Source organism: Bifidobacterium porcinum (genome assembly GCF_055378475.1).
In genome coordinates, this window is the sequence record NZ_AP029603.1 from 1,286,066 (window position 1) to 1,311,444 (window position 25,379).

A 25,379-nucleotide genomic window follows, 5' to 3' on the forward strand; every position below is an offset into this window, starting at 1 on the left:
ACTATGCATGGGTGTGTCGCGCACAACGTTCAGGCGACACCACAGCCCGCCGGGCACGCGCAGTCAGGCGCGGTCAGGCGCTCAGGGAATCCGTTCCGCTTCCCGATCCACCGCCGTACAGCTGGTTGCCGATCATCTGGTACAAATCGGCGGAGGTGATGCCTTTGACCAGCATCCACACCCACGCCACGGTGATAATCACGTCGATGATGACGGCGGCGATGGCGAATCCTCGGCCTTTCATATGGAAGGTCTTGTCACGCCAGATTGAGACGGCCCCAAGAATCGCCGGAAGGATAGGCAATCCCATGAGCGCGAACACGAACGACACGATGGCCGAACTGTCCCAGCGCCCGTACAATGGATTGGAAGCGGGGTCGTTGACATCGATACCGTTGAAATACCGCGGCTGATAACCAGGTTGGCCCGGCAACGGCGTACCGTTCCTGCCTTGTTGCGGCCACACACCTTGCGGTCCGTACGGATACGGCCCGTATGACTGGTTCGGATTCCGCGGTCCCTGCCGGGTGTATTGCCCAGACGGATACTGCTGGGACGGGCCTTGCGGTTGGTTGCTCCCCGGCCATTGCCCTTGCTGCGGCGCGCCCGCCCACGGCATTGCCGGCTGGGTGTTGCCTCCCTGTTGCCCCACAGGAGAAGAATTGGCATCCTGACGCTTGTTCTTACCGCTGTCGTCATCGTCGCGGCCGAATTGGTAAGGATTGTAATCGGCGGGGAACTGACTGCGCATGGCACCGTATTCCGGCGCTCCGGGCCGGCTTGTCTGTGCGGACTGCGCAGAACCGGTGCTCTCGCCCGTGGTCTGCTGCGGTTCAGATGCCGTCTGTCCGGGACGATCGGCTTCGCTCATGGTTCCTCCTCGTTGCCGCGCGATGTCACGCACCGCGGCTGCCGTTGTCCGGCCTGTACACCGCCCGGTTACAAGGCCGGACAGCCTGAATACACATCTGCCGGCGCCCAATCCGGGAGCCGGCAGAATCAACGGGCCTCCGGATGTGCGCCGCTTGCGCACACCACGATAGCACCCTTGTCAGCGTAACCGCCGATTACGCACGCAATTGCGCGCCAAGCTCAGCGGCAGCGTCAGTGACGGCCTTACGGACCGTAACGCTGTCTTGTGAGTCGAAGGTCTTGTCCGCGGAGCGGAAGACCACCGAGAACGCAAGCGACTTCTTGCCTTCGCCGAGCTGATCGCCGGTGAATACGTCGAACAGCTGGATGGATTCAAGCTGGTCGCCTGCCGCCTTGCGGATCACGGCTTCAAGCTGAGCGGCGCTCACCGTATCCGGGACGGTGAACGCAAGGTCCTGCTTGACCGGCGGGAAGGTTGAAATCGGCTTGGCCTGCACGGGCTTGCCATCAAGTGTGCCGAACAGCGCGGTCAGATTGAGCTCGAAAGCGGCGGTATGCGCCGGGAATTCGAGCGCATCGTTGACGTGCGGATGCAGCTCGCCGACCATGCCAACCTCGGTTTCACCGGCCATCACCTTGGCGGCACGGCCCGGATGCCATTGCGCAGGAACATCGGCGGCCGACGGCTGCGACAACGTCAGATGCGCGCCCAGACGGTCGCTGATCCGCTGCACGGCCTCGACCGCGTCAGACCAATCGACGTCACGATGCACGCCCAGCCAGCCGGTTTCCTCAGCCTTGCCGGCAAGGATGCCAGCCACGTGAAGCGGCTGGTCCGGCAGACCCGCGTCCAACGCCTTGAGCTGTTCGTCGGTCGGCTTGACGCCGCCGGGGAGCGCCGGGATGGCAGGGGCGTTCGGATCCCACAGGTACACATGCCCGATTTCATACAGGCTGACGTTCTCAATGCCGCGACGCAGATTGCGCTGCACGGTGTGAGCCAAGGTCGGCAGGACTTCGCGGCGCAGGAACGGACGGTCTCCGGCGAGCGGGTTCGCGATTTCCACGCTGACGGGCTTGACCGCGTCGGCGTCATAGGAGAACGCCTTGTAGTCGGCGTCGCCGACGAACGGGTAGCTCAGCGTCTCGACCATACCGTATTCAGCGAGCTCGTTGGCCACCTCACGGCGATGACGCTGGTCAGGGGTCAAGCCGACAGCACCGGATACGGGGGCCGGCGGCACGGTGGTCGGAATCTGGTCGTAGCCGACCAGACGGGCGACTTCCTCGACCAAATCGCACGGCTCGTTCAAATCAGGACGCCACGTCGGCGGGGTGACGGAGAATTCGCCATTGCCGCCGCCGGCGACCATGCAGCCGATATCGGTGAGGATATCGCTGATCTTGTTGACTGGAGTATCAAGGCCTGCGACGCGACGCACCTCATCGGCCTTGAAGTGGATAGGACGACGACGCGCAGGCGTGTTGTTCACGTCGGTAGGATGCTCAGACGGCTCACCGTTGCCGTACTTGGTCATCAGTTCGGCTGCCATCTGCGCGGCTGCCGGCTGCAATGCGAAGTCCACGCCGCGTTCGAAACGCTTCGACGCCTCGGAAGGAATCTTGTGGCGACGGGCCGAACGGGCGATGGTGACCTGGTCAAAATGCGCGGATTCCAGCAGCACGTTCTTCGTTTCGGCGGTCACTTCGCCATACAGACCGCCCATCACGCCGGCGATGCCAAGGATGCGTGAACCGTGCTGGCCGTTCGGCGAATCCGTAATCAGCAGGTCCTCCGGGCTCAGGTCATGATCCTTGCCGTCGAGCGTGGTGAGCTTCTCGCCCGCCTTGGCGCGGCGCACAACGATCGGGCCTTCGATCTTGTCCAAATCGTAGGCGTGCATCGGCTGGCCCAAGTCAAGCATCACGTAGTTGGTGACGTCCACAGCGAGCGAAATGGACCGCATGCCCGAACGGATCAGACGGCGACGCATCCAGTTCGGCGTATGCGAGGACGGGTCGAAATTGCGCACCACACGAGCATAATAGCGGTCGCAACCGGGGACACCGTGAATCGGGTTGTCGTCTTCGATGGACACTTCGATGTCGGACGGGGTGCCAGCCGCCACAGCGGTCAGATCCGGTGCCTTCTCGTTGAGCTCAATCACCGGATCGGTGAACTTCGCACCGGTGGAATGATGGTATTCGCGCGCCACACCACGGTAGGAAAGCGTGTACCCGCGATCCGGGGTGATGTTGATCTCGAGAATCGGCTGGTCCAGATGCAGCAGGTGCATCGCGTCGTCACCGGGCTTGAGCGCCTCATACTCGTCAGGCGTGAAGCCGTAGTTGCGCAGCAGGATGATACCGTCGTGGTTGTCGCCGAGTCCGAGTTCGCGTTCGGAAGCGCACATGCCGTCGGACATATGCCCGTAGGTCTTGCGCGGTTCGATACGGAAATCACCGGGCAGCACAGCTCCCGGCAGCGTGACGACAACCTTCTCGCCGGCGGCCATATTCGGCGCTCCGCACACGATGCCGCGCGGCACCTTGTTGCCGTTCTCGTCAACGGCATTGTACTTGTCGCCGACATCCACATGGCACCAGTTGATGGTCTTGCCGTTCTTCTGCGGTTCCGGCGTGGCATCCACCACATAGCCGACCACAATCGGACCAGTCACCTGGGAAGCATGGATCTGTTCCTCTTCGAGACCGACCTTGACAAGGTCCTTGGCAAGCTGTTCGTAGGTCAGGCCCTGGGGAACCTCGACGTGTTCCTTGAGCCAGTCAATATCAACCATAGGCATGGGTCAATCACTCCCCCATCACAAACTGTTCGCTGAAGCGCACGTCACCTTCGACGAGGTCGTGCATGTCGTTGATGTCGTGGCGCAGCAGAAGCGTACGCTCCATGCCGACGCCGAACGCGAAGCCGGTGTATACCTCCGGGTCAAGCCCCGCGGACTTGAGCACGTTCGGGTTGACCATGCCGCAGCCGCCCCATTCGAGCCAGCCGGCGCCACCCTTCTTGTCAGGGAACCACAGGTCAAGCTCGGCACTCGGCTCAGTGAACGGGAAGTAGCTCGGACGTAGACGGGTCTTGGCCTCGGGGCCGAACATGGCGACGGCGAGCTTGTCTAGCACACCCTTGAGATCGGCCATGGTCAGATGCTTGTCCACCGCGAGCGCCTCGCACTGGTGGAACACCGGGGTGTGGGTGGCGTCGAGCTCGTCCGTGCGGAACACACGGCCCGGGGACGCGATATACAGCGGAACCCCACGGGTAAGCAGCGCGCGCACTTGGTCGGAGGAAGTCTGCGTACGCAACACCATGTTGGAGCCGACGAAGCCCGCAGCGTCCTTGGCCTGGTTGCCCTTGACGTAGAAGGTGTCCTGCATCTGGCGGGCGGGATGGTCGGGGCCGAAGTTCAAGGCGTCGAAGTCATACCACTCGGTTTCCACTTCCGGACCCGCCGAAATCTGCCAGCCCATCGAGATGAAGAAGTCCTCGACATCCTCCATAAGCCTCGGCAGCGGGTGACGCGCGCCCAAGGGCTTACGGCGAATCGGCAGCGTCATGTCAACCGTCTCGGCGGCGAGGGCGCGCTGCTCCTCCTCAGCCTTAATCTGCTGCTGCTTGGCGCCAAACGCGCGCCCGAAATCGGCGCGCAGCTTGCCCATGAGCTTGCCGGCTTCCTTCTTCTGGTCGGCGGGGAGCGAGCCAATAGCCTTGCTCGCTTGCGTCATTGCCGATTCCGCACCCGCATACTGGGTTTTGATGGCTTTCAATTCCTCCGAGCTGGAGGCTTTTTCGATCTTCCCGATGCCTTCGTTGACCGCTGCGGTCACCGCCTGTGCATCGAATACCGCGCTCTGTGCCACGAGTACCCTTTCTTATTTCAGTGAAACGTCGCTCTCGCTCAAGCCGTTGTACCGTCTTCACATTTTCCCAATATGACTCGACATAGCCAGGCTCATGAGCATGACTGCCGCACTGGTCGCCAGGTTCAGCGATTCGGCCTTCCCATAAATCGGGATGGCGACAACACGGTCGGCTTGCTCGACCAAGTGGGCTGGCAGACCGCGCGCCTCGTTGCCGAACAGCACGGTAAGCGGACGGCTGGAGTCCTGCAGTTCGTGTTCCAGCATGTGGCCGCGTTCGCCGAGCAGACCCGGCAGCTGTTCGGGGGCCCGATCCGGCGTGCCATGTACGTCGGCGGCGACCAATGTGCTGTGCTCGCCAGCGCACCAACCAAGGAAATCCTGGGTGGTCATGGTCAGGACCGGCACATGGAACAGCGATCCTGCGGTGGCGCGAACGACCTTGGGATTGAAGCGGTCGACGCTGTCATCCACGAAAATCACGGCGTCACAGCCGGCGGCATCGGCGGCGCGGATAACAGTGCCCGCGTTGCCGGGATCGCGCACCTGCCAGAACGCAGCGACCATGGGATGATCTGACCAATCGAGGTCATCGGGGTCGTCTTGCATGCGTTCGGTGAGGCCGACGGCGGCGATGCCTTGGCAGTCCCCGCTGATCTGGCGCATGACTTGGGCTGTGGCGCCGTGGATGTACAGGCCGCCCTGCTGGCCCGCCCGCGGGTTGTCAAGCGCCTCGCGGTAGATTTCGGCGATGGTCTGGTTCGCAGGCTGTGGGTCGTCCCCGCTCATCTGCACGTACAGGTCGGTCACGGCGTCGGGACGCCAACGAATCGCTTCGCGTACGGATTGCGGGCCTTCGATAAGGAAGCGCCCGGAGCGTTCGCGCTGCGACTTGGACTCCAAGCCTGCGATCTTGCGCACGCGATCGGCATGCGGATTGCTCAGTATCTCATTGTTCAACGGCATACCGCCCACTGTACGCGGCGGCGGCTACCTGGCGTGGCGTGCGAGGATCCGCTCACACGGCGGGCATCTAGCACGCTCCAGACCACCCGCACAGCATCCAACCGGGCCACAATGTGAGGATTCACTCGCATGATGACCAACTAACACTCCCCCAGACCACCCGCATGCGCTCAACCAGGCCACTGTGTGAGAATCCGCTCGCACAATGACAGCCAGATGGCCGAGACCAGCGGAATCCACCATCTGACCAGGCCAACATGTGAGGATTCACTCACACGATGGACACTGTTACAAGCCGCAATTATGGGAGAACACTTCCGCGCAGCTTGCATTCCCATTGCGTAACACTGGGATGGTTCTACCGATTTACCTGAAAGAAGCCGGGAATCCACATGATGAATGATGATTGGTTTGACCGCAGGTGAACCACAGGGGCATTGTGCAACTCCGCGCTAGTACAATCGGCGGTATGCAGAAACAGGATTTCGAACAGATCAGGCAGCAGACCGCGCAGGCAGTGCGTGAGGTCCTCGAGGCGGCGCATCTGTCCGCCGGGGATATTTTCGTCATCGGATGCTCGTCCAGCGAGGTGCTCGGCGAGCAGATCGGCACCCACACGTCCATGGATGTGGCGCCGTACCTGTTCGAAGGCGCCCAATCGGTACTGAAACCGGCGGGTATCTTCCTCGCCGCGCAATGCTGCGAGCACCTCAACCGCGCGCTGGTCATCGAGCAGGATTGCTTGGAACATTACGATTTCGACCAGGTCAACGCGATTCCCCAGCCCAATCATGCGGGTGGTGCGTTCGGCACCATCGCCTACCGGTCGTTCGACCATCCGGTACTGGTCGAGGATATCCAAGCCAAAGCGAAAGCCGGCATCGATATCGGCGGCACGCTCATCGGCATGCATATCCACCCGGTGGTCGTTCCGCTGCGCATTTCCATTGACATGATTGGCAAAGCGCACATTATCTGCGCGCGATACCGCCCGAAGTACATCGGCGGCAGCCGCGCGATCTACGATGAAAAGCTAATGTAAAGCACTGACAGCCTCCAGTCACGGGCTTTGTCGGAAAACCCGTAAGCCCGTGACTATTCGGCAGCCCCAGTCGTTTTGCCAAGTAGCCCGAAGTCAACAGTGGACATGAATATCGTCTGCGTGAGCATCGTACGATAATTCTCACGGACATCGGTTGCGGTACCATCGCCGTTCGTCTGGATATGACGAAGGAAATCAACCATCAGACATGAGAACAGAATCACCGCTTCTTTCGGATTGCTGCACACCATGCGAATAGACGGCTCCCACATATCCCACAGCTGATTGCCATGTGCAACCGTGGTCGTCCAGCTTCCGCTAAGAATCTGATGCGACCCATTGCCGACCATTGAACCGACGACAGTGTCGGCAATGCCTTGAATGTCAAGATCAGCGCCATCCGGGTAGACGTTTCGATACCCGAACTGCACGAGACCCGTCACACTGTAATCCTGCATATTGAGCAGATACTGGTCCAACGCGGGGCCCATCACCCAACGGCTGCCATCGGAACCCATCACCGTGTCAAGACGCAAACCCGAAGGCACACCCGAGTACACTGCCGCATACTGCGCGGCATACGCAGCGATGAGCGCCACCGGATTCGCCATCTCACCGACCTGGACAACGCCGTTGATAGAACACATCCGCTCAAGACGCGCATAGAACGGCCCTTCCGCCACAGCCAGACCATGCAACAGGTCGCGCTGCTTCTCCTTACGCACCCGCGCGAAATAGATCCTGTCTTGCAAGGTCGGCTTGGGCATCGGCTTTGCATACGCCGGCCAGCCGTTCGTTGGTTCGTTCATCATCCCTGCTCTCATTTTGATGATTTGGATTGTGCCTGGGTGCCGATTATGAGTATTGGAAAAACATCTGCCCCACGTACGTCACTTTCGCCACGGCACACTCCTCTCAGCCAAGCAGAAGCCACAGCCACACAAACGGTTCATCTGCTCCCCGTCAGCACGACCATACCCCCGTCACACACGCAACATCCGTAACGACACGCAGAAAACCATCAGAAACCATTCGTCAAACGTTTGACGTTTTTCTGTGTCTCAACATGTGGACAATATCAAAAGCGAAAACCGCGCGCTACCGCCGCGACCGCACTCACTTGCCGCCAAAGAAGCTGAACGCACCAAACCACACCGACACCGCGAGCGCGATCATCGGCACCACGAAGCAGCACACGAGGAACACCCGGTCGCGCATCCCGCTCGTGCTGACGCGCGCGTGGCTGCGAGGCCCGTCGCCGCCGAATCCGCGCGCCTCCATCGCGGTCGCCAAGGTGGTCGAACGCCTGATGGACAGCACCAGCAGCGCGAACGCCTGCGGGAAGAACGCCTTGAATGCGTTGTCGTCGCCGAGTCCACGCGAACGGCGTGAGGCGGTGAGTGCCGCCCAGTCGTCGCGCAGCACGGAAAACAGGCGCATACCGGCGAGCCCGCCATAGACGAATCGGTCCGGCAAATGCAGAATCTGGCTGAACGCGTCCGCCAGATCGGTCGCATCAATGCCCAACACCAAAATAATCGCGGGAATACCCACCGCCAGAATGCGCAGACCGGTAGCCAAGGCGAGCCACGCCGACCGTTCACTGACGGTAATCATGCCCCAATGCCACCAGACGGCTCCCCCTTGTTTGCCGTACAACAGTACGGCGAGCGCAGAACCTGGCGCCCCGATGAATACCGGCCACGTGGATTTGACGACCCGCAACGGTTTGAGCCCGAGGCAGGCAAGCGCCAGGAATTCGATGACGAGCGCCGTGCATGCGGATACCCAGTCGAGGCTGAAAATAAGCGGCAGCGAGGCGAGCAGAGCGCCGAAGAGCCGGTAGGCGGGGTTGATGGATGCGATGATGCTTGACCTGCTGGATGCGCGTGGCTGTTCGTGGCGTTCGTTGACCGGGCTGACGCGGATGGTCTGCTCGTCGTCCCATTGGCCGTGCCCGCCTTGCGGGATGAGTTCGATGACTCGTGCGCCGAGCGCGGTGACGAGCTCATGGTCGTGGGTGACGACGATGATGCTGACGCCGTCGCCGCGCAGCCCGTGGATGAGGTGGACAATCTGCATCCAGGTGCGGCGGTCCTGCCCGAAAGTCGGCTCGTCAAGAATGAGCACGCGTGGGGCGGCGGCGAGCGCTGCGGCCACGGTGAGTCGGCGTTTTTCGCCTCCGGACAGCGTGTACGGGTTGACATTCTCGTACCGGCTGAGGTTGAAGCGTTCGAGCAGGTCGTGCGCGCGGCGGCGGGCTTCGTCCGGCGCGATGCCGGTACGCAGCGGCCCGAGCATGACTTCGTCGATGACGCTGCCGCGGGCGAACTGGTGTTCGGGGTTTTGGAAAACGTAGGAGATGCGGGAGGCGAGTTCGGTTGATTTCCAGTTGATTGGCTGGGTGCCGTGCGCGTTCCCGTCGAGTTCGCGGCTGGCTTCCACGGAGCCTTCGAGCGGTTTGAGCAGTCCGGCGAGGGTCAGGGAGAGCGTTGATTTTCCGGCGCCGTTCGCTCCAACGAGCGCGGTGATCTGCCCGGGTTTGAATGCGAGGTTGATATCGCGTGCGATGGCGTCTTCACTGTGCCCGATGCCCAGACCGCTGGTGGTCAGGATAGGCTCGCCGGTGCCGGTCGCCGGATCGTATTCGGGTTCGCTGTCGGTGTGGATGCGTGTGATGGCGTCTTCGGGGCGTTGGTAGCGTTTGGGTAGCCAGATGCCGAGGCCGGCGAAATCGATGGTGCGGTCGGAGAAGATCTCGTCCGGGGTGCCGTCGGCGATGATTACCGTGCGTTGGTCGCCGTGGCGGCCTACTTCGGCTTCATCGCCCTGCTGGGTGATAACAGTGCCGCTGCTTGGTTCGCCCTGTTCGCCGGATTCCGCCGTTTCCCCGGATACTCCGGTCCTGCCCGCGGACTGGCTGTCTTGCAATCCAAGGACGACGACTCTGTCAATCATGTCGATCCAAGGTTCTGCACGGTGTTCGACGAGCATCATGGTCGCGTGCGTACTGTCGAGCACGTTGCGCACCGCGCCGACAATCTGGTCCACACCGTCTGGATCGAGGTTTGCGGTGGGTTCGTCCAGCAGCAGGACTCCGGGCTGCATGGCGAGCGCTCCGGCGAGGGCGAGGCGCTGCATTTGCCCGCCGCTCAAGTGCATGGTGGAACGGTCAAGCTGGATGCCGTGCATGCCGACCGCGTCGAGGCTGTCGCGGACGCGCTGCCAGATCGCTTCACGCGGCACGTTGAGGTTTTCCGGGCCGAACGCGACATTGTCGCCGAGCCGTTCGAAAATCGCCTGCGCATCCGGGTCCTGCAATACGAGGCCGACGCGCCCCCGGGCCTGACTGACGGGCGTGCCGTCGACGGTGACACTCCCCTCGGTCAGCCCGCCGTCTGCGTCAATGGTGCTGGTGGTGCCGTTAGCGGCGGTGTTCATGCTTTCGATATCGCCGCCGAGCAGTCCCGCCGCGCCTTCGAGAATGGTGGATTTGCCGATGCCCGAGGCTCCAAGCAGCAGTACGCGCTGGCCGGGTTCGATGCTCAGGTTGAGGCCGCGGACGGCGAAGTGGCGGCGTGAGGCATGCCGGTAGCCCCAATCATGGAATTCGAGACGTGCCGGTTGTGTCGACACTGCCGTCATTGTGCTGCTGTTGTCATGTTCGCTTGACTTCATCGCGTCCTGTGTCCTGCCGTCTTCAAATGCGCTGGCGCGGAACCGTTGCCCGACCGCTGTCCGCCACTGTATCGCGAACCGCCGTCCGCCGGCCTCGGTTCCGCCGCCGTGCCTGTTGCGCTGTCGTACCGCTGTGCCGCTGTTGCTGCTGTTCTGTATTGCTTCACACCTGAACAGTTGCCTGCCAGGCGCTTCTGCCGGCGTGAACCGTAGCCCCGCCGTGGTTCAGGCGGTGGCCCTCACTTCGCGCCCTGATACGAATTTGTCCAGCGCACCGGTCCGTGCAATCGCCCGATACAGGTACCACACCACGATGCCGGCGAATACGATGCCGGAAATCACGGACGTGACCAGATAGATGGTGATGTACTGGCCGGTGAACGCCTGGCCGCGCATGAAAATGTCATGCAGCCACACGGCGACCCCGGCGAACGCGCCGGACAGCATGGTGATCGGCACGTTCCACACGCGGTACAGCACTATGAGGAACGCGAGTTCGGCGAACGCGCCCTGCATCAGCGACGTGCTGAACGTGTCCATGCCCGTCCACTGGTTGCCCATCAGGCTTTCGATGACCCCGCCGAGCAGTTCCGCGTAAGTGGCGGCGCCCGGCTTGCGCACGATGACCGCCGCCAAGGGGCCGGCGAACAGCCACAAACCGTTATAGATGCCTTGGAATCCGGGCATGACCAGGCCGATCAGGTCGCCGACACCCAGCGAATAAATCAGGGACACCAGCCAGAAAATCAGCGCGCTGGCAACGCCGATCACCGATGCGACGGCGATATCGACGACGCGCCACTTGAGGCTGGGGCGTAGTGCTGCGACCGGGGTTGCCTCAGGTTGAGGGGTGACCGAATTGGCTGCTGATGTCGCTGTGGCGACGGATGCGTTGGATGCGTTCGAAGAGTTGTTGCTCATATTGATGTCTTCCTATGCGATGCCGGATTGCGATGATGCCCGGCAGGGGTTGGTATATCGCTGCGATGATCCCGAAACCGCCCGCCCATACTGGTGGGGGGCCTTATGCCGCTGACTTGCGAAGCCGTATCGGTGCTCCGCCGCACGCCTCGGAATCCAGACGCTGACGCGTTCAGATGACGCTTTCAGACGGTGATTTCAGACGGTGATTTCAGACGGTGTTGTCTCTCAGGCGCTGATGCCGCGCACTTCACGCCCGGAAGCGAACTTGTCCAGCGCGCCGGTCCGCGCGATTGCCCTGTACAGGTACCACATGAGGATGCCGGCGATCAGCAGGCCGGACACCACCGTGGTGATCAGGTAGACAATGCCGTACGACCCGGCAAGATTGATGCCCTGAAGGTTTTCGATGAAGCTGTACGCCCAGCATCCGACCCCGGACAGCGCGCCGGACAGGGCGGCAACTGGCAGGGTCCACTTGCGGTAACGCACAATCGCGAACGCGAGCTCCGCGCACACGCCTTGCACCAAGGCGATCAGGAATGTGGCGAGACCACCCCACATGTTGCCCATCAACGCTTCAAGAATACCGGCAACGATCTCTGCATACACTGCGGCTCCCGGCTTACGCACGATGATGGCGGCCAAGGGCCCGGCGAACAGCCACAATCCGTTGAACAGGCCGGGCAGACCGGGGACGACCGCGTCCAGTGCGGTCCAAGGTGCGGCGGTCAGCAGGGCGACCAGCCAATAGATCAGCGCGCTGGCCACGCCGATCACCGATGCGACGGCGATATCGACGACGCGCCACTTGAGATTCACTGTGGATGATGCTGCGGTATTCGCGGCTTGTGTCATGATTTGTGCCTTTCTTGAACGGTTGTTCTCAGGCACGGGAAGAGCGACGTCCGTGCGCCGGCATTGCCCGGTTCACGTTCATTCGGTCGGAGGAAACCCCCATCTCAGCCTGGCATTCAGCCAAGCCCCCGTGTCGGTTGTTCAGTCTAGGGGCACCCCATGATTTTGCACGATTCACGCATCGTCCCCGTACCGCTACGGCGGCCCCACGATATGCCCGCATCTCAGGTTTTCTGTGCCCTATACCGTGCAGAAGCGGGCGACTCCGCCTCCAACTCGGGCAGGAGTCCGCAGTAATCACGCCATCTCGGACAGCCTGCACTCGCCCGGCACCGGCAACTCGCAGATGCACAGCCATCTCCGGCACCCCGCGAGCAACGCCACACAGGAACCACCAACCCCACCCCCATCTCGCACAACTTCCCGCACAAACCGCGCTATCTCCAACAACCCACATTACCCCCGCACCAGCAAACCGCAGATGCACGCGTATCCCGGACTTCCCGCAACCCACGTCACACAGGCCCATCCACATACATCCCCAACCCACACAACCTGACCAATAAACCACATCATCTCCGACAACCCGTCTCCACCCGACACCAGCAACCCGCAGATACGAACGTATCCCGGACTTCCCGCAACCCACGTCACACAGATCACGCCACATACATCCCCAACCCAGACAACATGACGAAACTACTGCGCCATCCCCCATCCCCCGCGCCCGCCCGACACCAGCAAACCGCGGATACGCAGCTATCTCCCACAGCCCGCGAACCACGCCACGCAGGAACAGCCAACCCCGACCTCATCTCGCACAACTTACCGTATAAACCGCGTTATCTCGGCGTTCCTGTTCTCTCGACCGTGCAGAAATCCGGAGATAGTCGCCTATCTAGCGCACGCCGCGTACCCACCTGCCGCACCCAACCCGCACACTCAAATCCCCAACCCTACCGGCTCTTGAAGAACCGCAGCAGCTGGGACTCCCGCACGCTGAGCCCGGCGAGGAACGTCGCGGCCATCGCCCCCGCGAACCCGGTGGCAGGGATTCGGCAGGCGGCGATGAAGATGTTCATCCAGCCGTCGGTGGACATGCGCCAGCAGTAGGCACACAGCAACGCCAGGCACGCTATGGTCGCCAGCCCCGCCCAGATGAGCGTCTCCAGGATCATTTCGAGCAGTTGGGCGCCTTTGGTCTGCCCTACGTGCAAGGCTCCCGCGTATTCCAGTCGTCTGCGCCGCACGGAAATCACCCCGGCGATCACTCCGACCGCTAGCGAGACGTACGGCAGCCATACCGTCATGCGGTTCTTATAGCTGGAGTACGCATTGTACCGGGAGTCGAAGGATTTGTTGACCTGCGCGACCGTCGTGTTTCCGCCCGTTCCCGAAACGATCGCCGTGGAATACAGCAGGTCGTTGGTTTGTTCGCTGACAGGCCACTGCTTCGCCCAGCATTCGGTGAATTCGCCGGAGGATGCCGAAACCGGGATCATCGCCGCATAGGCGAATCTGGTGTCGCGGCCGTCGTTGGGCCAGGAGAATACGCCGGCGATGGTCATATCGCCACGGTTGGTTTGCATGACGCTGCCTTTAACCAGTCCGAAATCATGCGAGACGTCGGTTGAAATCCATATTCCCGAGGTGTCAGCGGTCTCGTTCACTTCCTGTTGCGTTGATGTCGCCCCCTGTTGCGCAGACGAGGACGCAGACGACGATGCCGCGTTCGCCGTTTTCTGCCCGGATGCAAGCAGTTTGATGAATCCCGGGGTCACTTCGTACGCGGGCAGTTCCATGCCGGGCGTCGAGGACGCGGTGATGCTTTCGACAGCACGGGCCGCTCCTGCAAGGCTTGGCCCGTTGTGGACCATTTCGAGCCCGTCGCACGCTTGGCCGTCGACGCTTGCGCCGATGAGGGCTTTCGTATCGGCGTCCGAACTGATGCGCGTGATCGCTTCCTGTTCGAGCTGCACGATGGACATGGCTTCGTACCCGCCAAGAAGCGCACCGGTGATGAGCATGACGAGGAAAAACCATGCTGCCCGCGTGGTCCCCGCGCTGATGTTCCGCACGGCTTCGGAACAGATTGACCGGAGATTCATGATCTAACCCCCTCGCTTCCGGCAGCACTTCCAGCATCGCTTCCGGCAACACTTCCTGCAATGCTTCCGTCTGCGCTCCCAGCAGCACGCCCGTCCACACGTGCAGCAGCGCTCTCACCCGCGTCCCCATCCGCGTTTTCAGCACCGACCGGCGCGTAATCAGCCAAATCAATGATCCGGTCGCACGCGTCCCTGGCACGCGGGTCATGCGTCGCCACGACCACGATCATGCCTTGCCCCGCGAGATTGCCCAACACTTCGCTCACGGATGCCGCCGTTCGCGTGTCCAGCTGCGCGGTCGGCTCGTCGACGAGCAACACATCAGGGTGCGAGCATACGGCTCTGGCGAGCATCAACCGTTGCGCTTCGCCGCCGGAGAGTTCGGAAAACCTCCGGTCCGCCGCATATTCCAGATCGAACAGCCCCATGGCTTGCAACGCTTCAGGAATCGCTTCACGTCTGCTCATGCCGTGGCAAAGCAGCGGGAAGACCACGTGGTCGAGCGCGGTCCGTTCCGGAACGCCGTAGGGGTTTTGGAATACCCACCCGATGCGGTGGATGTCGTCGCGTTCGACTTGCCCCGCCCATGGTTTCACCCATCCCGCGAGAATCGACAGCAAGGTGGATTTACCGCATCCGGAAGGCCCGCACAGCGCGACAGTCTGCCCCGGGCTGATTTCGAAATCGAGATGCTCGAACAGAATATCCGTTCCGGGGAAACGATGTGCCAGGTCTATTGCTTTCAGGAGCATGTTGCGCCCGCGATCTTCGACCCGATTTCCACCGAGGTGATGGATGCCGTACTGCCGCCGTCATTGAGCTGCACGAGACTGACTCCAAGCGAAGAGCCGACAACGGTGACGGCATGTTTCGTCCCGTCCGTGGTCATGATGCACCCTTTGCTTCCGTTCAGGCCGAATACGGCGCCCGCGGGAACGCGAAGCGCTTCAATGGATTGCGCCAGGGAGAGCGTGCCGCTGATGCCTGCCGCGAGCGTGTCCTTGGTCTGGGTTTTGTATTCTTCCGTCGCCGAAATCTGTTTGAGATAGTCGGCGTTGTCGATGGCGGTCTGGCCTGCGGGCAGCGTGGTCGATTGGCCGAATACGGTGATCACCCGATCCTGGTCCGAGGGGTTCGTGTTCTTGATGCTGAGTTTGACCAAAACCCCTGGAATGTCGCCGATCTGCGACCCTTGGGTGACGCTTGCGCCTGTGGTTCCCTGCCAGTTGCTGACGGTGACGCTCTGCTCGGGGATCCATAGGATGTCGCTCAGCAGGAGCGCACCGTCACTGTCCGAACCGTTGTCCGCCATGAGGCGTTTCCACCCTTGCTGGGTATTCCATGAGTACCGGTCGCTGTCGGCGTCGGATTGGTAGCCGAGCCGGGACAGTTCATTGTTCAGCGCACGCACGTCCTGCCCTCGGTCTTCCACGTGCAGGTCACGGTACAACGGCAGGGCTGTGTTCAGGGCGATGACGGCACGGTCGTTGACGCGCATGCAGGCATGGCCGGAAGATAGCCCGTTGCCTGAATAATCCGCTGTCACGGTGCCGGTGCTGTTACCCAGAATGGTTCTGTCGCTGGCGATGTCGGGGATCAGTGTGACTGTTTGCGCGCCGTTGTACTGCTGCGTCGACACTTTGGCTTGCGTCACTTCTCCGGATGCGCCCAGTAGTGCGGGCGGACGGTCGGGCATGAACATCGCGCACGCCCCCACGGTGATCGCCACGGCCACCACGATGGACATGATGACCCACGCCGCGATATTGACATGCCGATGGCGTTTGTTGTCGACTTTGCCTTTGACACCACGCTCATGACGAAACATCGATGTTCCCCTTCTCTTGTTGCTAACGGACTATCGCATACCGGCAATCGGTGTGGATGATGCGCGGTCTATCCCAACGGTTTCCAGTACGACGCCTGATCTGACGTTTCGGCATACCCGTACTGATACAGCGCAAAGCATTCCTGCGCTTCTGCACTATGGAAGAATTCCGGGGCCGAGTCGCTCGACGTATCCTTCGAGAACTGGTCTTTCGAATACGATGTCGGGACAACGTTTTTCTTAATCAGGCAATCGACAATAAGCTGATGATAATCCGTAGACAGTTCGGCATTGCCCTCCTGCGTACGATACAGTAAATCAACATTCATCATTTCATGCCCGATGCAATACGATAAATCTTTGTCAAGTTTCTTGCTTTGCGAATCTGTCAAGCCAGCATAATTCATAGCGGGCATGGAATAGAACCCACCATATGAAAGGGGTTTCGGATCGGTCCAGCCACGATTCACGATGCAGGAACGAAAGTTCATCCAAGACTGCTCGTAGTCCGAACGCGATATTTTACCATTGTTCTTCGTCGCACGTACGATGATGTCCCGCTGCTGGGTGCTCATAACATCATCGCTGTCCTTTTTCTCTTTTTTCAAGGTATTGTCATCATTCAGCATTCGTTTTGCCAACGCTTGCAGTGAAGAAGCAAGATGGCCACTATCTTCCCCAAAATCCGGATCAGCACTGGATTGAGAAGCAGAAGGTTCCCCTGAAGTGTTAGCCTTGCCTGCCTGCGTCTTCCCAGACCACGGCGCGGAACATGCACTGGCGCAGGCCCCGACGCAAACAATAATCGCAAGAGCGCTGATGATACTCCGCCACTTGATTTTCACGTTCGTCACCGTCCTTGTGAACAATCTATTTTATGATTGAGAACTCACCTTAGAGCTCTCAATCAGCATTTTATCATCTTCGTTCTCCATTATCTTCATTTTCACAAAATATGCCACGACTAGAACTTCGTATCCATACCACTTTCACAGGCTACACCCTATTACCAAACAACAGCATGCTCACAATTGCAGCCACACTGATGTGCCATAACCCAAACCGAGCAAACCCATTGTGTTCTTACATATATATTCACATCATCATTTTTCTCAATTTAATCTAGGCAAAATATCATCATCTCCCGTTAAGAATGTAAATCATCTACATATTGAAACCAAACAACATGATACTGCTCTAATATTCCTCAGCATTTCGGAAATATATTATTAATTTACCAAGTAAGACCATCAAGAAAATTCTCAGCTCACTTATTTATATCTCAGTAATAATCTCCAGCAGTTCATGAATGCAACTAGATATTGTTATCTTTCGTTAATATATAATTATTATTCATTATCGCGTTGAAGCATGCTCGAAAATCACTTATTTACGACAAACCCCTATCAAATATCAGCCCGTGTATGTCCGTCTTTCTCTCCAGCAGCAACTCCTTGCCTCATCAGCGGCATATATTTCTCATAACAATGCAGGAACGAGGCACCGTCGCGCCCATCAGCCCATCGGCTTCCATAGGCTGTCTTTTTCTTTGGTGCCATCGACGGCGTGGTATCCATATTTAATCAGGCAAGATTGCACCTTGCTATCTGAGAAATCCAGACCGCTGCTATCTTTTTGGAATTCTTCTGCCGTATAGTCACTGCTTACGACGCCGTTTGCCACAAGACACTTCACTATCAACTGAACATTCGCCGTTGACAATGTCGGATTGGCAACCTGGGTCCGGTACAGCTGATCGACGTCTACCACGTATGTCCTTGCGCAATAATCAGTATCCTGGGATAATTTTGTCATCTGCGCCTCCGTCATGTTTTCCGCATTAATCGGAGGCTCTGCATATAGTCCGTCTGCTTCCCGCAAATTGGGGCTGGTCCACCCTCGGCTTACGATGCACTGTTTATAGTTCGCCCATGCCTGTTCATAATCAGCACGAGAGACAGTGCCGTCCCCTTTCGCAGCCTTCTCAACTACGTTCCTTTGCTCGTCATCCATCTTCTGCGATTGTTTATCAGCATCAAGAATCGACTGTGCGTATGCTTTCAACGATGAGGCAAGACGTGCCCCGGTCTGTGATGCCGATGGAGACTCAGATGAAACAGAGGTATGAGGGGAACCGGGATGAGAACACGATGACAGCAGCATGACGCAACACGTCACAACGGCAAGAATACCGGTTATTTCATGGCGCTTGTCTCTCATAACCCATCACCTTCTTTGGACTATTGCAGATTTCATCATCGAATACTGATATCAACTATTCTGGCTTGTTCAAGATATCGGTTTCCATACCGGTTCCGACGTTCCCGCATCGTCGTTGAAATAGAAGCCTTGGGCGAAGAAACAGGATTGGACGCGCTCATCGCTTACGGAAAATGATGTCGGTCCCACGTATTTCTCTTCTGGGGACCGGTCTTCTCCCATTTCCTTCTTGTATTGTTTCTTAGTGAACGACGCGGGAACTACACCATTCTTGATGAGACAGTCAACAATCAGCTGATCCGTATCGGAAGACAAACCAGGATTGCCAACTTGCGTACGGTACAGTGAATCTACATTGGTCTTGTATTTGGATGCACAATCCTGAATGTCCTCGAACAATCTGTCTGACTGCTCCTTACTCATCCCTTTCGTGTTGACCTGTGGTTCACCATACAAGTCCCCATGCTGTATCACGGGCGGGGACGTCCATCCCCTTGAAGTGATGCATGTGCGATACGTGCTCCACGCCTGCTCATAGTCAGCGCGCGTAAGTTTACCGTTGTTCTTGACGGCACGCTCGATGGCTTCTTTCTGTTCGTCGGCCATCGACGGGTGTTTTGCATCCGCATCCAGCAAGAATTGAGCAAATTCTTGCAAGGACGACGCTATCTTCCCGCCCGTCTGCGACGCCGACGCTGAAGGAGACGAGGTTGTTTCCTGCTTCTGTGCAGAAGTGCGCATCGAACATGCCGACAGCATCATCGCCATCGCAAGACCAACCGCGACAACATGCATCATCTTGGGCTTCATGGCCTTCTCCTCTTCCCATGTGCTCCATCATCGGAGTCGTTTTGCCAAGCCCCCCCCCCCACTGACCAACCAGCGAAGGAACATATTGCTCTCAGTATAGCCTATCCCAGCGGTTTCCAGTATGCGCTTTCATCGCGCGCGTCGTTCGCGGAGTATCCGTATTTCACCAGGCAGGCTGCCGGGAACGTTTGCCTTACTTTCCGGGTTCATCTATGAAATATAATTGTGATTGACATTGGTGTCAGACATCGAGCAAAGCAAAGGAGGGGTGTTTGCATACGGAATTTGCGAGTATTACGGCATTGAATACCAACCCAACTATGGAAAGCGTGCTGGCATGAAGAAGCAACCACGGCTCGTGAAGCCGATTTTGGCAATGGTGGCGGCCTTCTCGCTGGCTCTTGGCGTCGGCGCCTGCGGTTCCGGCAGCGCACCGACCCAGACTGGCGGGAGCACTACGGCAAGCGAAAATGGAACATCCCGCGCGAAAATGTACGACTCCGTCAAAGCGATTACGGATGATTCCGATCTGGTGATCGTCGGTACTGTCGCCGACCAGAAAGTTGTCCAGGACATCGACGATGACACTGACTTCACTCTCTCCACGGTCAAAGTCATCACGACGAAGAAAGGCGATGCCGGCGATGAGACCGTCGTTGTCCGCCAGACCGGTTCAACCAAGAACCAGACCGCGGGGGCGATCATGAAAACCGGATCGACCTACCTGCTGTTCCTCGTGCACAGTAGACTGTCCGGTGGCCTCGCCTCGCAATACTACGTGACAGGAGCGGACGCCGGAATCTACCTCGCCCCCACCACCGCGAAAGCGAAGGCACAAACGGGCACGGCAACCGAACAGGATATCAGCGGGGAGACCTTCAACCGGGTGAACAACGACTCCGGCGACAACCTGCCCGCAACGCTGACCGTCGACGAAGTACCCGCAAGCTGACAGGTTGCGGACGGCAGGCTGTGGGTGTCGTTGTGTGAGCCAATCCTCACAAACCGACACCCGAAGTAGCCCGATTCCCGATTCCGGCCCGCTCAGACCTCCGTTGTGTGAGCCAATCCTCACAAACCGACGTGCGCCAAGCAGAAAACACAACCAGAAGTCATCCGGACGGGGTTCCATGTGAGCCAATCCTCACACAGAGACCGGTTCCCGGCCCAGAATCAGCACCGGCACCACCGTCTCACCAGGCAAACAACGCGCAATCGATCACCTCGACCGCAACATCCGCCGTCGCATCACTGCCCGAGTTTGGCGAGCAGCAGCGCCTCGGCGACCACGTTCTTCTTCAACCCGGGCAGACTGACCGACTCGTTGGGGCTGTGCGCGTTGGATTGCGGGTCTTCAGGCCCGGTCACCAGCACTTGCGCCTTCGGGAAGATGCGCTGCAATTCGGGGATGAACGGGATGGAACCGCCCTCACCCTTGTTGATCGGTTCGACGCCGAACGCCTCACGCATGGCGGCGAGCGCATCCTCGGTTGCTTCGGCGCTCGGGTCCATGGCCCACCCCATGCCGTTGTCCAGCGGGGTCACGGTCACTCTCGCACCGAATGGCGCGTGCGCGGTGAGGAAATCGGCAACCGCCTGCTGGGCCTCTTCAGGCCGCTGGCCGGGGGCAGTGCGCACGGACAGGCGGAATCGCGTCTCGTTGGCGATTACGTTGAACGACCCGTCGACCGGGTGTGCGTCGAATCCGATGACCGTGGCGCTCGGCTTGGTCCACAGGCGCGAGGCGAGCGAACCGGTGCCGGCGAAGCGGTAGCCTGGCACGAGCGACGTGTCGGAACGCACCTTGTCAGGGTCGAGATCCTGTTGCAAGCCGCCGATTGGCTCCTGGGAGAGCAGGCCGGGGATGTCAAGCTCGCCGTCGGTGTTGTACATGGAAGCGATGAGCATGGAGGCGAGCGTGTTCGAGTCGAGGATCGGCCCGCCGTACTGCCCGGAATGGACGGGATGGTCGAGGACTTTCACGCTCACGTCGAGCGTGGTGTTGCCGCGCAGGCTGGTGGTCAGGCTGGGGATGTCCGGGGTCCAGTTGCCGGAATCCGCGACGATGATGACGTCGGAGTCGAATTCGTCGCGATGCGCTTCGATGAACGGGATGAAGCTGCGCGAGCCCATTTCCTCTTCGCCTTCGAAGAACACTTTGATATTGACATGCAGGTCATCGCCGAGCGCCTTGAGCGCGCCCGAGTGGATGGCGATGCCGCCGCCGTCGTCGCAGGTGCCGCGCCCGTAAAGGCGGTCGCCCACCTGGGTGGCGATGAAGGGGTCGTCGATGTTCCAGTCCGCAGGATTCGGGGCGGGCTGCACATCGTGGTGCGCGTACAGGAGCACGGTGGGCGCTTTCGGGTCGACGATATGCGAGCCGATGACCTCCCATGCTCCCGGGGTGCCGTCCGGGTTGGTGGACTGTTCGACGTGCGCATCAATGCCGACCTTGCGCATTTCGCCGGCGACGAATTCAGCCGAACGCTTCATATGCTCGCCGGTGATGCCTTGTGCGGACACGGCTTTGAGTGCGATCTTCTCTTTGAGCAGGTCGACAATCCTGGTCCAGTCGGCTTCTACGCGCGCGCGGACGGTCTGTTCATTCAACGCGGTCATGGGTTCTCCTTATATATCTGGTCATCGTGTGTGCGATGGGTGATGTGTCGCCGCCGCGCACCATCCGCATACCGTATTACCGTGGTACCGTGCCGTCCGGCCGGTCCATCGGGCCGGTTTTCGGCGGATCCGGGCGGATTGCCGGGCTGCGAGCGTCTAGTGGTCACCGTAACCTGCAAGCATGACATGGAACCCGTTCAAGAAGACCACCGACGAGCAGCCGGTCGAGCAGGATGAACCGGCCGCGTCGAAGGAATCAGGCGCGAAAATCACTGAAGGCAAGGGCCGCCCGACCCCCAAACGCAAGGAGGCGCAGGCGCGCAATCTTCGCCCGCTCGTCCCCAAGGACCGCAAGGCGAGCGCGAAGGCCGCCAAGCAGCGGATTCGTGCGAAGGAAGACGCGGAATACGAGGCGATGCAGAACGGCGACGTCCGTCATATGCCGAAGTCGGAGCAGCTGCCGTGGCGCGTGTATATCCGCGATTATGTGGATGCCCGCTACAATCTGGGCGAGTTCTTCATTCCGGTGATTGTCGTGATGATGGTCGTCATGATGGTGTTCAGCTCCCGCAGCCCGCAAGCAGTGATCGTGCTGACGATTCTCATGTACGCGTACCTGTTCGCAGTAATCATCGACATCGTGGTGATGTGGCATAAGCTCAAGAAGAAGCTGGTCGCCAAGTTCGGTGACCGCGCGGTAGCCCGCGGTTCGCGCTCGTGCATGTACGCGTGGAGCCGGTCAATCCAGATCCGCCGGTGGCGTCTGCCCAAGCCCACCTCCCCGAAGCGCGGCAACTGGCCGGACTGAGTTTCGTTCGGTCGCTTTTCCGGTTTTGTCTGACACCCCGCTGCGGCATACCACCGCAGCGGGGTTGTTGTATATGGCGGCATGTTGTCCGCCAACCGCACGCTTCGCCACAGGCGGATACGGGCGGCAGGTAGAAGCGTCACCTTAGACTGGAAGACATTGCAACCTGAACCGAAGCCCGGCGCACACGGCAGCGCGGCGGGTCATGCGCGAGGAGGCCATATGAGTGAACATGCCGACATCGTCATCATCGGGGCCGGGCCGGGCGGATACGCCACCGCACTGCGAGCCGCGCAACTAGGCAAATCCGTTGTGCTGATTGAACGGGACGCCACACTCGGCGGCACATGCTTGAACCGCGGGTGCATCCCTTCCAAGGCACTGCTGACCGCCACACGCACCATCGACACAATCGGACGCGCCCAGCAGCTGGGGATCGATGCCACACTCAGCGGTGTGGATTACGGCGCGCTACGCGATTATCGGCTGCACATCGTCGACACGATGACCAAGGGGCTGGCCGGTTTGCTCGCCCACCGCAAGGTCACAGTCATCCGCGGGCAGGCCGAGCTGACCGACCATTCCACGGTCAGTGTCACCCCCAGTGCCGGAACACAGCAGGTACAACGGTTCCGCAATGCGGAAATCCCCGAGGATGCCGGCCAGACCTTGGTCTTCAACGCGGAACATGTGGTCCTGGCCACCGGCTCGGAACCCAAGCCGCTGCCCGGTCAGCCGTTCGGCGGGGCGCTCATCGACTCCACGCAGGCGTTGGCGCGCAACCAGTTCCCGTCCAGCGCGGTGATTATCGGCGCCGGGGCCATCGCCATCGAATTCGCTTCGATGTGGCATGCCGCTGGCACTGACGTAACCATGCTGATCCGCAAGGAGCGGCTGCTGTCGGCGTGGGACCGCAGGACTTCCATGGCGTTGACGCGCGAGTTGAAGCGGCGTGGCATCACCATCATCGACCACACCTCAGTCAGCCATGTCGATACGGGCGTCAATCTCGGCGCAACCGTCCACTACACGCGTGGTGATGATGCGACGGACCACACCGCATACGGCGAAGTGGTGCTCGCCGCGATCGGCCGTACCCCGAACACGTCAAGCCCATGGTTCGCTTCGAACGGAATCACCCTGACCGACGGCGGTTTCGTCGTCACCGACGCATACGGACGCACCAATGTGCCCGGCGTGTGGGCGGTGGGTGATATTACGGTCGGGCCAGCACTCGCCTACCGCGCGTACGAGCAGGGCATCGTCATCGCGGAATCGATCGCCGGGCTCAATCCCCCGCCGGTTGACGATGACGCCGTGCCGCAGATCGTATTCTCCACGCCAGAGGTCGCGTCCGTCGGCATGACGCTTGACGAGGCGCAGAAGCGCGACGATGTGCAGGAAGTCAAGGAAACCCTGTACCCGATGCTGTCGAACGCGCGCATGCTGATGAGCGGCTCCGCGGGTTCGATGTCCGTGGTGAGCGGCATGCGGGCGAGCGACCCGGATACCGAGGTGATCCTCGGCGTTCACATGATGTCGCCTGTGGCAAGCGACTTGATCGCCGAAGCCGAGCAACTGGTCGGCAACCATGTGCCGCTGAGCCAGGCGGCACGGCTCATCCACCCGCATCCGACCTTCAGCGAGACGCTCGGCGAGGCGATGCTCAAGGCGGACGGGCGGCCGTTGCATACGCGTTGAGCCGCACGACACCGCCGCGAGCCAGAACCGACCGAGGAAGACTGCCCGCAGACAGCGATTTCGCTACCCGCGGGCAGTCTCCGGCGCTTCCATACCGTTTGATAGAGTGGTGCCCAGTGTGTCCGTTTCCCAGAAGATAAGGATCGCAAATGGCAGACAAGGCCGAAAAGAGCAATGGCGGCAAGCGCCAGAACATGGTGAAGAATATCATCGCGCTGTTCAAGTTCACCTACAAAGAGGATAAGAAGCTGCCTTGGCTGGCCGCGGGCGCCGCCATCGCGCCGATTGTCGTCGCGATTGTGCTCGGCATCGTATTTCACTGGTCGGTCATCGCCTGGATCCTGCTCATGATCACCGCGGTCATGTTGGGCGCCCTGTTCTTCACCATGGTGCTCACCAACCGCGCCGACCGCGTCGGCTACGCGAAGCTCGAAGGCCAGCCGGGCGCCGCCATCGGTGTGCTGGGCAATATCAGCAAGGCCGGCTACTCCTTCCCGCAGGAACCGGTGTGGGTCGATCCGAAAACGAAGGATATGATCTGGCGCGGCACCAGCAATTCCGGCATCTACCTGCTCGGTGAGGGCGACGAGCAGCGCGTCAGCCGCGCGATGGACCGCGAAGAGCGCAAGATCAAGGGCGTCACCGCCGGCTCGTCAATCCCGGTCTACCGCATCTGCGTGGGCACCGGCGAACATCAGGTGCGCTTGAAGGACGTGCGTCGTGCCGTGCTCAAGTGCAAGAGCTACGAGCCGACCCACCACAAGCTGTGGATCGCGAAGAAACTCCACCCGCGCACCCGTTTCTACCTGACCAAAACCGAGCTCAACACGCTCAACGAGCGTCTGCGCACCCTGCAGCTCAAGCAGGGCTACGGCATCCCGAAGGGCATCGATCCGACGCGTGCTCAGCATGTCAATCGTCGAGCGCTGCGCGGTCGCTGACCTATATCGCTGGTCGCGGCAACACTAAACGCACAGCGACATCACACAACAACACCACACGAATGCCCGGTCGGACTTGTCTCCGGCCGGGCATTCGTCGTTCCGCACGCCGCCCGAGACGGCG

At 60.1% G+C, this 25,379-nt stretch carries 20 protein-coding genes and 1 riboswitch; of the genes, 5 read left to right on the forward strand and 15 right to left on the reverse strand.

Features of this window, described 5'->3' with window-relative positions; all coding sequences use genetic code 11:
- Nucleotides 1-73: 73 nt before the first annotated feature.
- The 4 genes from ACZ41G_RS05085 to ACZ41G_RS05100 all read right to left on the reverse strand — a co-directional run bounded on the left by ACZ41G_RS05085 (nucleotide 74) and on the right by ACZ41G_RS05100 (nucleotide 5,721).
- Entirely contained in the window at nucleotides 74-871 is a 798-nt protein-coding gene (locus ACZ41G_RS05085) for a hypothetical protein (protein ID WP_033507328.1), read from the reverse strand.
- 196 nt (nucleotides 872-1,067) lie between these two features.
- Nucleotides 1,068-3,680: a phenylalanine--tRNA ligase subunit beta gene (pheT, locus tag ACZ41G_RS05090; RefSeq protein WP_464144763.1), complete on the reverse strand. Its 2,613-nt coding sequence runs from the start codon at nucleotides 3,678-3,680 to the stop codon at nucleotides 1,068-1,070.
- A 7-nt stretch (nucleotides 3,681-3,687) separates the two neighbouring features.
- The gene (gene pheS, locus ACZ41G_RS05095) at nucleotides 3,688-4,755 is read right to left on the reverse strand and encodes a phenylalanine--tRNA ligase subunit alpha (RefSeq protein WP_033493423.1); all 1,068 of its coding nucleotides are present in this window, start codon (nucleotides 4,753-4,755) and stop codon (nucleotides 3,688-3,690) included.
- 57 nt (nucleotides 4,756-4,812) lie between these two features.
- Nucleotides 4,813-5,721, reverse strand: coding sequence for a TrmH family RNA methyltransferase (locus ACZ41G_RS05100; RefSeq protein ID WP_464144764.1), 909 nt, complete (start codon nucleotides 5,719-5,721; stop codon nucleotides 4,813-4,815).
- Between the two features lie 469 nt (nucleotides 5,722-6,190).
- On the opposite strand from ACZ41G_RS05100, the gene ACZ41G_RS05105 reads away from it, so the two are divergent.
- Nucleotides 6,191-6,763, forward strand: coding sequence for a TIGR01440 family protein (locus tag ACZ41G_RS05105; RefSeq protein WP_464144766.1), 573 nt, complete (start codon nucleotides 6,191-6,193; stop codon nucleotides 6,761-6,763).
- A 53-nt stretch (nucleotides 6,764-6,816) separates the two neighbouring features.
- On the opposite strand, the gene ACZ41G_RS05110 is transcribed toward ACZ41G_RS05105, so the two are convergent.
- The 10 genes from ACZ41G_RS05110 to ACZ41G_RS05155 all read right to left on the reverse strand — a co-directional run bounded on the left by ACZ41G_RS05110 (nucleotide 6,817) and on the right by ACZ41G_RS05155 (nucleotide 19,186).
- Nucleotides 6,817-7,575, reverse strand: coding sequence for a hypothetical protein (locus ACZ41G_RS05110; protein WP_464144767.1), 759 nt, complete (start codon nucleotides 7,573-7,575; stop codon nucleotides 6,817-6,819).
- Nucleotides 7,576-7,879: 304 nt separating this feature from the next.
- Complete coding sequence (locus tag ACZ41G_RS05115) at nucleotides 7,880-10,408, reverse strand: ATP-binding cassette domain-containing protein (protein ID WP_464146231.1); 2,529 nt, start codon at nucleotides 10,406-10,408, stop codon at nucleotides 7,880-7,882.
- A gap of 258 nt (nucleotides 10,409-10,666) precedes the next feature.
- Nucleotides 10,667-11,362 (reverse strand): ECF transporter S component, encoded by a 696-nt coding sequence (locus ACZ41G_RS05120; RefSeq protein WP_464144769.1) that lies wholly within the window; start codon nucleotides 11,360-11,362, stop codon nucleotides 10,667-10,669.
- Nucleotides 11,363-11,590: 228 nt separating this feature from the next.
- Nucleotides 11,591-12,220 (reverse strand): ECF transporter S component, encoded by a 630-nt coding sequence (locus ACZ41G_RS05125; protein ID WP_464144770.1) that lies wholly within the window; start codon nucleotides 12,218-12,220, stop codon nucleotides 11,591-11,593.
- A gap of 31 nt (nucleotides 12,221-12,251) precedes the next feature.
- A riboswitch (TPP riboswitch) is annotated at nucleotides 12,252-12,362 on the reverse strand.
- Nucleotides 12,363-13,176: 814 nt separating this feature from the next.
- Nucleotides 13,177-14,328 carry a hypothetical protein gene (locus tag ACZ41G_RS05130; protein WP_464144772.1) on the reverse strand — a complete coding sequence of 384 codons (1,152 nt, stop codon included), beginning with the start codon at nucleotides 14,326-14,328 and terminating at the stop codon, nucleotides 13,177-13,179.
- Nucleotides 14,325-15,080, reverse strand: a complete 756-nt coding sequence (locus ACZ41G_RS05135; protein WP_152356117.1) for an ABC transporter ATP-binding protein — start codon at nucleotides 15,078-15,080, stop codon at nucleotides 14,325-14,327. The genes ACZ41G_RS05130 and ACZ41G_RS05135 overlap by 4 nt, the downstream gene beginning before the upstream one ends.
- Nucleotides 15,071-16,156: a hypothetical protein gene (locus ACZ41G_RS05140; RefSeq protein ID WP_464144773.1), complete on the reverse strand. Its 1,086-nt coding sequence runs from the start codon at nucleotides 16,154-16,156 to the stop codon at nucleotides 15,071-15,073. The genes ACZ41G_RS05135 and ACZ41G_RS05140 overlap by 10 nt, the downstream gene beginning before the upstream one ends.
- A gap of 68 nt (nucleotides 16,157-16,224) precedes the next feature.
- Entirely contained in the window at nucleotides 16,225-17,001 is a 777-nt protein-coding gene (locus ACZ41G_RS05145; RefSeq protein ID WP_464144774.1) for a hypothetical protein, read from the reverse strand.
- Nucleotides 17,002-17,671: 670 nt separating this feature from the next.
- On the reverse strand, nucleotides 17,672-18,376 hold the full coding sequence (locus tag ACZ41G_RS05150) for a hypothetical protein (protein ID WP_152356113.1): 705 nt from the start codon (nucleotides 18,374-18,376) through the stop codon (nucleotides 17,672-17,674).
- A gap of 69 nt (nucleotides 18,377-18,445) precedes the next feature.
- Nucleotides 18,446-19,186 (reverse strand): hypothetical protein, encoded by a 741-nt coding sequence (locus tag ACZ41G_RS05155; RefSeq protein WP_464144776.1) that lies wholly within the window; start codon nucleotides 19,184-19,186, stop codon nucleotides 18,446-18,448.
- Nucleotides 19,187-19,523: 337 nt separating this feature from the next.
- On the opposite strand from ACZ41G_RS05155, the gene ACZ41G_RS05160 reads away from it, so the two are divergent.
- A complete protein-coding gene (locus ACZ41G_RS05160) occupies nucleotides 19,524-20,138 on the forward strand; it encodes a hypothetical protein (RefSeq protein ID WP_464144777.1) in 615 nt (204 codons plus the stop codon).
- 296 nt (nucleotides 20,139-20,434) lie between these two features.
- On the opposite strand, the gene ACZ41G_RS05165 is transcribed toward ACZ41G_RS05160, so the two are convergent.
- Nucleotides 20,435-21,805: a M20/M25/M40 family metallo-hydrolase gene (locus tag ACZ41G_RS05165; protein ID WP_464144779.1), complete on the reverse strand. Its 1,371-nt coding sequence runs from the start codon at nucleotides 21,803-21,805 to the stop codon at nucleotides 20,435-20,437.
- Between the two features lie 181 nt (nucleotides 21,806-21,986).
- On the opposite strand from ACZ41G_RS05165, the gene ACZ41G_RS05170 reads away from it, so the two are divergent.
- From ACZ41G_RS05170 to ACZ41G_RS05180, 3 genes are all read left to right on the forward strand, one after another.
- Nucleotides 21,987-22,613 (forward strand): DUF3043 domain-containing protein, encoded by a 627-nt coding sequence (locus ACZ41G_RS05170; protein ID WP_464144780.1) that lies wholly within the window; start codon nucleotides 21,987-21,989, stop codon nucleotides 22,611-22,613.
- A gap of 222 nt (nucleotides 22,614-22,835) precedes the next feature.
- On the forward strand, nucleotides 22,836-24,314 hold the full coding sequence (lpdA, locus tag ACZ41G_RS05175) for a dihydrolipoyl dehydrogenase (protein WP_464144782.1): 1,479 nt from the start codon (nucleotides 22,836-22,838) through the stop codon (nucleotides 24,312-24,314).
- 149 nt (nucleotides 24,315-24,463) lie between these two features.
- Nucleotides 24,464-25,255 carry a DUF4191 domain-containing protein gene (locus tag ACZ41G_RS05180; protein WP_464144783.1) on the forward strand — a complete coding sequence of 264 codons (792 nt, stop codon included), beginning with the start codon at nucleotides 24,464-24,466 and terminating at the stop codon, nucleotides 25,253-25,255.
- Nucleotides 25,256-25,379 lie beyond the last annotated feature (124 nt).

Excerpts from the sequence above, each read along its gene's own strand:
- ACZ41G_RS05085 (WP_033507328.1), bottom strand. The coding sequence starts at position 871 with ATGAGCGAAGCCGATCGTCCCGGACAGACGGCATCTGAACCGCAGCAG.
- pheT (WP_464144763.1), bottom strand. The coding sequence starts at position 3,680 with ATGCCTATGGTTGATATTGACTGGCTCAAGGAACACGTCGAGGTTCCC.
- ACZ41G_RS05100 (WP_464144764.1), bottom strand. The coding sequence starts at position 5,721 with ATGCCGTTGAACAATGAGATACTGAGCAATCCGCATGCCGATCGCGTG.
- ACZ41G_RS05105 (WP_464144766.1), top strand. The coding sequence starts at position 6,191 with ATGCAGAAACAGGATTTCGAACAGATCAGGCAGCAGACCGCGCAGGCA.
- ACZ41G_RS05110 (WP_464144767.1), bottom strand. The coding sequence starts at position 7,575 with ATGATGAACGAACCAACGAACGGCTGGCCGGCGTATGCAAAGCCGATG.
- ACZ41G_RS05115 (WP_464146231.1), bottom strand. The coding sequence starts at position 10,408 with ATGACGGCAGTGTCGACACAACCGGCACGTCTCGAATTCCATGATTGG.
- ACZ41G_RS05120 (WP_464144769.1), bottom strand. The coding sequence starts at position 11,362 with ATGAGCAACAACTCTTCGAACGCATCCAACGCATCCGTCGCCACAGCG.
- ACZ41G_RS05125 (WP_464144770.1), bottom strand. The coding sequence starts at position 12,220 with ATGACACAAGCCGCGAATACCGCAGCATCATCCACAGTGAATCTCAAG.
- ACZ41G_RS05130 (WP_464144772.1), bottom strand. The coding sequence starts at position 14,328 with ATGAATCTCCGGTCAATCTGTTCCGAAGCCGTGCGGAACATCAGCGCG.
- ACZ41G_RS05135 (WP_152356117.1), bottom strand. The coding sequence starts at position 15,080 with ATGCTCCTGAAAGCAATAGACCTGGCACATCGTTTCCCCGGAACGGAT.
- ACZ41G_RS05140 (WP_464144773.1), bottom strand. The coding sequence starts at position 16,156 with ATGTTTCGTCATGAGCGTGGTGTCAAAGGCAAAGTCGACAACAAACGC.
- ACZ41G_RS05150 (WP_152356113.1), bottom strand. The coding sequence starts at position 18,376 with ATGAGAGACAAGCGCCATGAAATAACCGGTATTCTTGCCGTTGTGACG.
- ACZ41G_RS05155 (WP_464144776.1), bottom strand. The coding sequence starts at position 19,186 with ATGAAGCCCAAGATGATGCATGTTGTCGCGGTTGGTCTTGCGATGGCG.
- ACZ41G_RS05160 (WP_464144777.1), top strand. The coding sequence starts at position 19,524 with ATGAAGAAGCAACCACGGCTCGTGAAGCCGATTTTGGCAATGGTGGCG.
- ACZ41G_RS05165 (WP_464144779.1), bottom strand. The coding sequence starts at position 21,805 with ATGACCGCGTTGAATGAACAGACCGTCCGCGCGCGCGTAGAAGCCGAC.
- ACZ41G_RS05170 (WP_464144780.1), top strand. The coding sequence starts at position 21,987 with ATGACATGGAACCCGTTCAAGAAGACCACCGACGAGCAGCCGGTCGAG.
- lpdA (WP_464144782.1), top strand. The coding sequence starts at position 22,836 with ATGAGTGAACATGCCGACATCGTCATCATCGGGGCCGGGCCGGGCGGA.
- ACZ41G_RS05180 (WP_464144783.1), top strand. The coding sequence starts at position 24,464 with ATGGCAGACAAGGCCGAAAAGAGCAATGGCGGCAAGCGCCAGAACATG.